An 8,546-nucleotide genomic window follows, 5' to 3' on the forward strand; every position below is an offset into this window, starting at 1 on the left:
GGTCGCCGAGGGCCTTCGCCTCGAGTGCCGCGATCTTCTTCTCGGCCGCCTTGAGGCTCGCCTGCAGCTCGGCGATCCGCGCCGGCAGCTGATCGCGCGGAGCCTTCAGCGTCGAGGTCAGCTGCGAGACCAGCGCCCGCTCGGCCGCGAGCGAGCGGAACGCGTCGAGCCCGACCAGCGCCTCGACGCGGCGGTTCGAGGCGCCCACCGACGACTCTCCGACGAGGCTGATGACCCCGATCTCGGCGCTGGTCGTGACGTGGGTGCCCGCGCACAGCTCGCGCGACCAGGGCCCGCCGATGTCGACCATGCGCACCGTGTCGCCGTACTTCTCGCCGAACAGGGCCATCGCCCCGAGCGATCGCGCCTCGTCCAGCGCCAGCACGCGCGTGGTCACCTCGAGGTTGTCGCGCACGGCGTTGTTGGCGATCTCTTCGATCTCCGTCTTCGTCGCGTCCGAGAGCGCCTGACCCCATGTGAAGTCGAACCGCATGTATCCGGCGCGGTTGAGCGAACCGGCCTGGGTCGCGGTCTTGCCGAGCGTGTCGCGCAGCGCCGCGTGCACCAGGTGCGTCGCGGAGTGCGCCTGCCGTGCGGCGCGGCGGTTCGCGGCATCCACGATCGACGTCGCCGGCTGGTCCACCCCCACCTCGCCCGTCGTCACCTCGACGGTGTGGCTGACCAGTCCCGCCACCGGCTTCTGCACGTCGAGCACCTCGAGCTCGTAGCCCGGCCCCACGATCACGCCTCTGTCGGCCACCTGGCCGCCGGACTCGGCGTACAGCGCGGTCTCGGCCAGGATCACCTCGGCGATCTGGCCGGCGCTCGCCCGGTCGACGGGGGCGCCGTCGACCAGGATGCCCAGCACGCGCGACTCGGTCTCGAGGTCGGTGTAGCCGGTGAAGACGGTCTCGCCCTTGGCGCGCAGGTCGCGGTAGACGCTGGTGTCGGCGAGCTGGCGCTTGCGCGCGCGCGCGTCGGCCTTGGCCCGGGCGCGCTGCTCCTGCATGAGCGAGTCGAAGGCGCCACGATCGACCGTGAGTCCGGCCTCCTCGGCGATCTCGAGCGTGAGGTCGATCGGAAAACCGTACGTGTCGTGCAGGAGGAATGCCTCGGCGCCGTCGATCGTCGAACCGCCGGCCTTCTTCGTCGCGGCCAGCGAGTCGTCGAGGATCGTCTCGCCCGCGGCGAGGGTCCGCAGGAACGTCGCCTCCTCGGCGCGGGCGTACTGCGAGATGCGCGGCCAATCCGCCTCGACGACCGGGTACGCGTCCTTCATGGCGTCGCGGGATGCCGTGAACAGCTCGCCGAACGTCGGCCCGTCGACTCCGAGCAGCCGCATCGAGCGGATCGCGCGACGCATGAGACGGCGCAGGATGTAGCCGCGCCCGTCGTTGGACGGCGTCACGCCGTCCGACATGAGCATGAGCGAGGACCGCACGTGGTCGGCGACCACGCGGAAGCGCACGTCGTCGTCGTGGTTCGCACCGTACGTGCGCCCCGACAGCTCGACCGCCCTGTCGAGCACCGGCCGCACCTGGTCGGTCTCGTACATGTTGTCGACGCCCTGCTTGATGAACGCGATGCGCTCCAGGCCCATGCCGGTGTCGATGTTCTTCGCGGGCAGCTCCCCCACGATGTCGAAGTCGTACTTCGAGCGGACGTTGGTGATCTCGTACTGCATGAACACGAGATTCCAGATCTCGACGTACCGGTCGTCGTCGGTCGCCGGGCCGCCGTCGATGCCATAGGCGGGGCCGCGATCGAAGAAGATCTCCGAGCAGGGGCCGGCGGGGCCCGGAAGACCCGTGCTCCAGTAGTTCGTGTCCTTGCCGAGGCGCTGGATGCGCTCGGCCGGAAGCTCGGTGAGGCGCAGCCACAGATCGTGCGCCTCGTCGTCCTCCTCGTACACCGTGACCCAGAGGTCCTTCGAGTCGAAGCCGAGACCGCCGTCCGACTCGGGGGTGGTGAGGAGGTCCCACGCGTAGCGGATCGCGCCCTCCTTGAAGTAGTCGCCGAACGACCAGTTGCCGAGCATCTGGAAGAACGTGCCGTGACGCGGCGTCTTGCCGACCTCTTCGATGTCGTTGGTGCGGATGCACTTCTGGTTGTCGGCAGCCCGCGGGTACGGCGCAGGCACGTCGCCGGAGAGATACGGGATGAACGGCACCATGCCGGCCACCGTGAACAGCAGCGCGGGGTCGTCGGTCACCAGGGAGGCCGACGGCACGATGGTGTGGCCGTTCTTCTCGAAATAGTCGAGGAAGCGCTGGGCGATCTCGGCGGTCTTCATTCGGGTCCTTGCGATGGCGCGGTCATCCACCCCGGCCGGACCGGGGTCGGCATGATCACTGGATCAGTCGGTGAGCTTGCGTGCGGTCTCGGAAGCGGAGCCTGCGGCGTCGGATGCTGCCGCCTGCGCGTTCGCCACTGTCTCGGCCGCGGCATCCCGCGCGTCCTCGACCAGTCCGGCGAACCGGGACTCCTGCTCGCGGTAGGCGTCCGCGATGCGATCGGTGAACTCGGTGATGCGGGCATCGACGTCGGCGAGGATCTCGTGCCCCCGCGGGTCCTTGTTCATGAAGTGGGCCATGACGAATCCACCGGCAACTCCGAACAGGAACCACACCAGGGTCTTCATGTCAGCACTCCTCGCGGCCGCCGGGCGCGGCATCCCTCCATCGTAGAGCGAAACGCCCAAGCCACCGGCAGGAAAAGACAAGAAGGGCGCCGGGTTTCCCCGACGCCCTCCGTGAACGCTCTTATCGAGCTGCGTAGTACTCGACGACGAGCTGCACTTCACAGGTCACGGGGACCTCGGAGCGCTTGGGGCGACGCACGAGACGGGCCTGGAGCTTGTCGAGCTCGACCTCGAGGTAGCCCGGAACCGGGGGCAGGACGTCGGCGTGACCGCCGGCGGCCGCCACCTGGAAGGGCTCGAGGCCCTCGCTCTTGGGCTTGACGTGGATGAGCTGACCCGGCTTCACGCGGAACGACGGGCGGTCGACGAGCTGGCCGTCCACGAGGATGTGGCGGTGCACGACGAGCTGGCGCGCCTGCGCGGTGGTGCGGGCGAAGCCGGCACGGACCACGAGGGCGTCCAGACGCATCTCGAGCTGCTCGACCAGGTTCTCACCGGTCAGACCCTGGGTGCGGCGGGCCTCCTCGAACTGAATGCGCAGCTGCTTCTCGCGGATGCCGTACTGCTCGCGCAGACGCTGCTTCTCGCGCAGACGGACGGCGTAGTCGCTGTCCTGTTTGCGCTTGGTGCGGCCGTGCTCACCCGGAGCGTAGGGACGCTTCTCGAGATACTTGGCTGCCTTGGGGGTCAATGCGACGCCGAGGGCGCGCGAGAGACGCACCTTGCGGCGGTCCTGGGACTTCGTAGCCACGAAGTGTTCCTTTCGATGACGCTGCCGTGTCTTTCACGGCACGCGGGCGTATCGCCTGTCTTCGCCCTTCCGGACTGCACGCCGGGGCATGCCGGAAGGTGGTGGAGAAGAGAGGGGATGCCCGAAAACTCGGTTTCGAGCCGGTCTAGCTTACCAGACCGGCTGCCGCGGCCCCCGGCCTCAGCGCTCGAGCAACCCTCGGGGCGCGCGATGCGCAGGCTCGACGCTGCGCAGGAGCTCCACGATCACGCGATTGACGGGGGTGGGCAGCCCGTGGCGCTGTCCGATCCGCACGACGGCGCCGTTGCGCGCGTCGACTTCCAGCCGCCTGCCCGCCCTCCTGTCATCGGCGAGCGAGTTCGAGCCGAGTGGAGCACTGAGAAGACTGCGCACGATGCGCTCCTCCGCAGCCGCGTCGATCCGTGCACCCTCGGCCCGCCCGACCGCTGCTGTCTCGGCCACGAGGGCGCGGACCAGGCCGGCCGTCGCCGCATTGTCCGGTGACAGCGACGCCGCCGCCGTGACCGCGGTGAGCGCCCCGACGGAGTTCACGCACAGCTTCTCCCAGGCCGCGGTGGTGAAATCGGCGGTGGCCGTGACATCCAGCCCGGACTGTGCGAACAGCTCGACGAACGCCGAGCCGCTGTCGGAGAGCGGCACCGTCAAGCGACCACGGCGATGTTGGACCACATGCCCCGGAGTTGTGCGGCTTGCGGGAAGGTCGACCACCACCGGCAGCACGCGGTCGGTCGGGACCGACCCTTCGAAGCGCTCAGCGTGCTCGACGCCGTTCTGGAGCACTGCAACGATCGTCGACGCACCGACGAGAGCCGGGAACCACGTGGCCGCCGTCGCCGCGTCGTATGCCTTCGTGGCCACGAGGATCCACTCCGACAGGCGCCCCTGAGCGGGGTCCGAGATGATTGCGGGCGACACCTCGAGGCGGGCGCCGTCGGCGACGACGACGAGCCGCTCGACCGGCGTGCGCACGGCGACGGTGACCTTGTTCCGCGGGTCGAGGGCGAGGCGAACGGCGACGGCGGCGCCGACCGCTCCGGCGCCGATGACGGTGATCCTCGTGGGTGGCGCAGGGCTGTCAATCGCCATCGAGGATCCGGCGGATCTTCTCGAGGCGGGCCTGCACGTCGCGCTCCGCGCCGAGCGCCTTGGGTTCGTAGTACCGCCGACCGCGGAGTTCGTCCGGAAGGTACTGCTGCCGCGCGACCCCGATGTCGGAGTCGTGCGGATACACGTAGCCCTTGCCGTGGCCCAGCCGCTTCGCGCCGGGATAGTGCGCGTCGCGCAGATGCACCGGCACGCGACCGAACCCGCCGGCGCGCACATCCGCGATGGCCCCGTCGATCGCGAGGTAGGCCGCGTTCGACTTCGCGGTGGTCGCCAGGTACGCCGTCGCCTCGGCCAGCGGGATGCGCCCCTCAGGCATGCCGATGAACTGCACGGCGTCTGCGGCCGCGACCGCCATCGGCAGCGCCTGCGGGTCGGCCAGACCGATGTCTTCGGCGGCCGAGATGATGAGGCGGCGCGCGATGAATCGCGGGTCCTCCCCTGCCTCGACCATGCGGGCGAGGTAGTGCATCGCCGCGTCCACATCGGATCCCCTGATCGACTTGATGAACGCGCTGATGACGTCGTAGTGCTCGTCGCCCTGGCGGTCGTAGCGCAGCAGCGCCCGGTCGACGGCCTGCGCCACGTGCTCCGCAGTGATCACGGGCGTGGGGTCGGCATCCGTGTCATCCTCGTCGCCGGCGGGGACGGCGAGGGATGCCGCAGCCTCGAGTGCGGTGAGTGCCCGACGCGCATCGCCCGAGGCGAGCCGGACGAGCGCGTCCTTGGCCTCGTCATCGAGCGACACCGTCCCTGCGAGACCACGCGGATCGGCCACCGCACGGTCGACGAGCATGCGAAGGTCGTCGTCGGTGAGCGGCTTGAGGGTCAGCAGGAGCGAGCGCGAGAGCAGCGGCGAGATCACCGAGAACGACGGGTTCTCGGTCGTCGCGGCGATCAGCACCACCCAGCCGTTCTCGACGCCCGGGAGGAGCGCGTCCTGCTGCGCCTTGGTGAAGCGGTGGATCTCGTCCAGGAAGAGGATCGTCGATTGGCCGTAGAGGTCGCGCTGGGTCAGCGCCTCCTGCATCACCTCGCGCACGTCGCGCACGCCCGCTATCACCGCCGACAGCTCGACGAAGCGCCGTCCCGACGAACGCGCGATCGCCTGGGCCAGTGTCGTCTTGCCTGTTCCCGGCGGCCCCCACAGGATGACGGACGTCGCAGCGCGGGTGGGCGCGTCGGGATTCGCGAGGGCGACCAGCGGCGAGCCGGGACGCAAGAGGTGCGACTGGCCGGCGACCTCGTCCAGCGACGTGGGTCGCATGCGGACCGCGAGCGGGGTCTGCCCCTGGAACAGGGCGGTCGGCGGCTCTCCGCTCCCAGAGGCTCCACGCGACGCGCCGGCGGCGCGCGGAGAGGCAGAGGGGGTCGTCACCGTTCCAGGCTATCCCGCGGGTGCGACGCCCGGACCGGCACAGGTTTGGCCGCTGCGCCGGCCGCGCCGTAGGATCAACCCGGCCCGGGCGAGGGTCCGGATCGAAGGAGGCGCCGTGGCGGTCGGATCGAAGGACCGGAAGGATCGCGAGGCGCGCGCAGCGCGCGAGCGGACGCGCCTGTACCAGGCGCGTCGTCAGTTCCACGAAGGCCAGGCCAGGCGCCGCACCCGCGACAACCTGATCGCGGGCATCGTCGGCGGTCTGCTGATCATCGGCATCGGCGCCGCACAGACCGCGTACTTCCTCGCCGGTCCGGGAGCGCCCGAGCCCGCCCCCACCTCCACTCCGACGCCCACCGGCATGACGCCGACGCCGGCGCCCACGGCGACGACGCCGACTCCCGACCCGAGCCCCACTCCCTGACCCGGAGATCCGCGACACCGAGAACGAGGCATCCGCCGTACTAGGCTTGTGAACCGTCCTACTCCCACAGACGGCGCAAGCCGTGATGAGGTGCATCCCGTGACTGCCGCAGCAGACCCCCAGCCCGACACTGACGCTCTCCACAGCCCTGAGACCAGCGGATCCGAGGCGACCGCCGCCGAGGAAGTTGCGGCGGCCGAGAACGTCGTCGTCACCGCCCCAGACGACACGGTCGCCGAACCACCGGCCGAAGAAGGCACCCCGGCCGAGCCCGGCGAGTCCGACACCGAGGCGCAGGATGAGCCCGAGGGCTCGGAAGCGGACGTTGCGCCGGTTGCGGAGGCAGAGGCTGAGCCGGCTGCGGAGCCCGATGCCTCGGTCGCAGTGGCTGAGCCGCCCGTGGAGGCGGTGGTTGAGCCGGATGCTCCGCCCGCGCCCGAGCCACGGCCCGCAGCCGCATCGCCCGCGGACGTGATGGCAGCGATGGGAGCTCGCCCGGCTCCCCGTCCGGCTGCGAGCGGCAGCGGCGAGCCCTGGGGCCGCGTCGACGACGACGGCACCGTGTCGGTACGCGAAGCCGATGGCTGGCGGGTCGTCGGGCAATACCCCGACGGGTCGCCCGCGGAGGCGCTGGCGTACTTCGAGCGCAAGTTCGCCGATCTCGCCAGCGAGGTGACACTCCTCGAGGTCCGTCACCGCCGCGGCGGCGCTCCGGCGTCCGACCTGCGCACGACCGCACGCGCGCTGCACGCGAAGATCGAAGGCGCCGCCGCTGTGGGTGATCTCGCGAGCCTCGAAGCCCGCATCTCAGCACTCACCGAGCTGCTCTCCGCGGAGTCGGCCACCGAGGCCGCTGCGGCGCGCCAGGCCGTCGATGACGCGGTGAAGGCGCGCATTGAGCTCGTCGAAAAGGCCGAGGCCCTGGCCGCGCGCGATCCGCGCTCGGTGCAGTGGAAGCAGGCCACCGCCGACGTCAACTCGCTGTTCGACCAATGGCAGTCGCAGCAGCAGCACGGTCCGAGGCTCCCGAAGTCGACGGCGCAGCAGCTCTGGAAGCGATTCCGCGATGCCCGTGCCACCGTCGACAAGCATCGCCGCGCGTTCTACGCCGAGCTCGACGAGGCGCACAAGGTCGTCCGCGACCGCAAGACCCGTCTGGTCGAGAAGGCCGAGGCGCTCGCTCCGAAGGGCGAGGACGGCATCCCGGCGTATCGCGAGCTGCTCGACCAGTGGAAGACCGCCGGGCGCGCCGGCAAGAAGGTCGACGACGCTCTGTGGGCACGCTTCAAGGCGGCCGGCGACGCGCTGTACGGTGCGCGGATCGAGCGCGAGGCAGCGGATGCCGAGGCTTCGCGCGAGAAGATCGAGGCCAAGCGCGCCCTGCTCGAGCAGGCGAAGGCCGTCGCGGACGAGCGCGACCTCGCCAAGGCGCGCACGCTGCTCACCAGCGTCCAGCGTCAGTGGGACGACATCGGCCGGATCTTCCCGCGCGATGCCGAGCGCGTCCTCGACGACGATCTCCGCAAGGTCGAGCAGGCGCTGCGTTCGCGCGAAGAGACGGACTGGAAGCAGAACGACCCCGAGACCAAGGCGCGCGCCAACGACATGACCCGCCAGCTGATGGATTCCATCCAGAAGCTGGAGGACGAGCTCGAGGCGGCGAAGAAGTCGGGCGACAAGAAGGCGATCACGAACGCGTCCGAGGCGCTCGAGGCGCGCAAGTCCTGGCTCAAAGCCGTCGGCGGCTGAGGCGGGCGCTCGCTCTGAGCGTGCGGGCCTGGTTGTCCACAGGCACGCGGTCTCGGCATCGGCGGAGCCGTCGTGTGGGGCACACTTCCCCCATGGTCTCCCCGTTCCTGTACTTCGCCGATGATCGGCTGTCGCGCGCCGAGCTGACCGCCGCCTGCCTGGACGGCGACCTCGTCGAGCTCGGTGATGCGTACATCCCGGCGGACGCGGTCGAGACCTCGGCGCTGCGCGCCGGTACGCTCCTGCCCGTGCTGGGCGAGACCCTGGCCGCAACGCATCTCACGGCCGCGTGGGTCCACGGGGCGCTGCCGCAGCAGCCGTCGCGCCATACGGTGCAGCGGGCGGTGTCGCGGCGCCTGCACATCGTTCCCGATCGCCAGGTCGTGTATCGCGACCGTGCGATCCCGGCAGAGCACCTGCAGCTGGTCGGAGGCGTGCGCGTGACCACGGTGCCCCGGACGCTCGCCGACCTCGCGCG

Annotated in this window: 8 protein-coding genes; 3 read left to right on the forward strand and 5 right to left on the reverse strand. The window is 70.4% G+C overall.

All coding sequences use genetic code 11. The annotated features are described in order from the left end of the window. From alaS to EIO58_RS08470, 5 genes are all read right to left on the reverse strand, one after another. Positions 1 to 2,293 (reverse strand): alanine--tRNA ligase (gene alaS / locus EIO58_RS08450; RefSeq protein ID WP_127819158.1); only part of this gene is annotated, 2,293 nt, incomplete at its 3' end. A 63-nt stretch (positions 2,294 to 2,356) separates the two neighbouring features. After that, a complete protein-coding gene (locus tag EIO58_RS08455) occupies positions 2,357 to 2,641 on the reverse strand; it encodes an ATPase (protein WP_127819159.1) in 285 nt (94 codons plus the stop codon). Positions 2,642 to 2,762: 121 nt separating this feature from the next. Continuing rightward, positions 2,763 to 3,392 (reverse strand): 30S ribosomal protein S4, encoded by a 630-nt coding sequence (gene rpsD / locus EIO58_RS08460; RefSeq protein WP_127819160.1) that lies wholly within the window; start codon positions 3,390 to 3,392, stop codon positions 2,763 to 2,765. A 180-nt stretch (positions 3,393 to 3,572) separates the two neighbouring features. Next, positions 3,573 to 4,499, reverse strand: a complete 927-nt coding sequence (locus tag EIO58_RS08465) for a 2-dehydropantoate 2-reductase (RefSeq protein ID WP_127819161.1) — start codon at positions 4,497 to 4,499, stop codon at positions 3,573 to 3,575. Next, positions 4,489 to 5,784 (reverse strand): replication-associated recombination protein A, encoded by a 1,296-nt coding sequence (locus EIO58_RS08470; protein ID WP_127819164.1) that lies wholly within the window; start codon positions 5,782 to 5,784, stop codon positions 4,489 to 4,491. Before EIO58_RS08470 ends, EIO58_RS08465 begins: the two co-directional genes overlap by 11 nt. A gap of 226 nt (positions 5,785 to 6,010) precedes the next feature. Between EIO58_RS08470 and EIO58_RS08475 the strand changes: the two genes are divergently transcribed. From EIO58_RS08475 to EIO58_RS08485, 3 genes are all read left to right on the forward strand, one after another. Continuing rightward, positions 6,011 to 6,319 carry a dioxygenase gene (locus EIO58_RS08475; protein WP_127819162.1) on the forward strand — a complete coding sequence of 103 codons (309 nt, stop codon included), beginning with the start codon at positions 6,011 to 6,013 and terminating at the stop codon, positions 6,317 to 6,319. A 99-nt stretch (positions 6,320 to 6,418) separates the two neighbouring features. Continuing rightward, a complete protein-coding gene (locus EIO58_RS08480) occupies positions 6,419 to 8,068 on the forward strand; it encodes a DUF349 domain-containing protein (protein ID WP_446723910.1) in 1,650 nt (549 codons plus the stop codon). Between the two features lie 92 nt (positions 8,069 to 8,160). Then, positions 8,161 to 8,546: type IV toxin-antitoxin system AbiEi family antitoxin (locus EIO58_RS08485; RefSeq protein ID WP_127819163.1), on the forward strand; the 386-nt coding region annotated here is incomplete at its 3' end.

Origin of the sequence: Microbacterium sp. CPCC 204701 (assembly GCF_004010105.1) — a bacterium.
Taxonomy (GTDB): Bacteria; Actinomycetota; Actinomycetes; order Actinomycetales; family Microbacteriaceae; genus Microbacterium.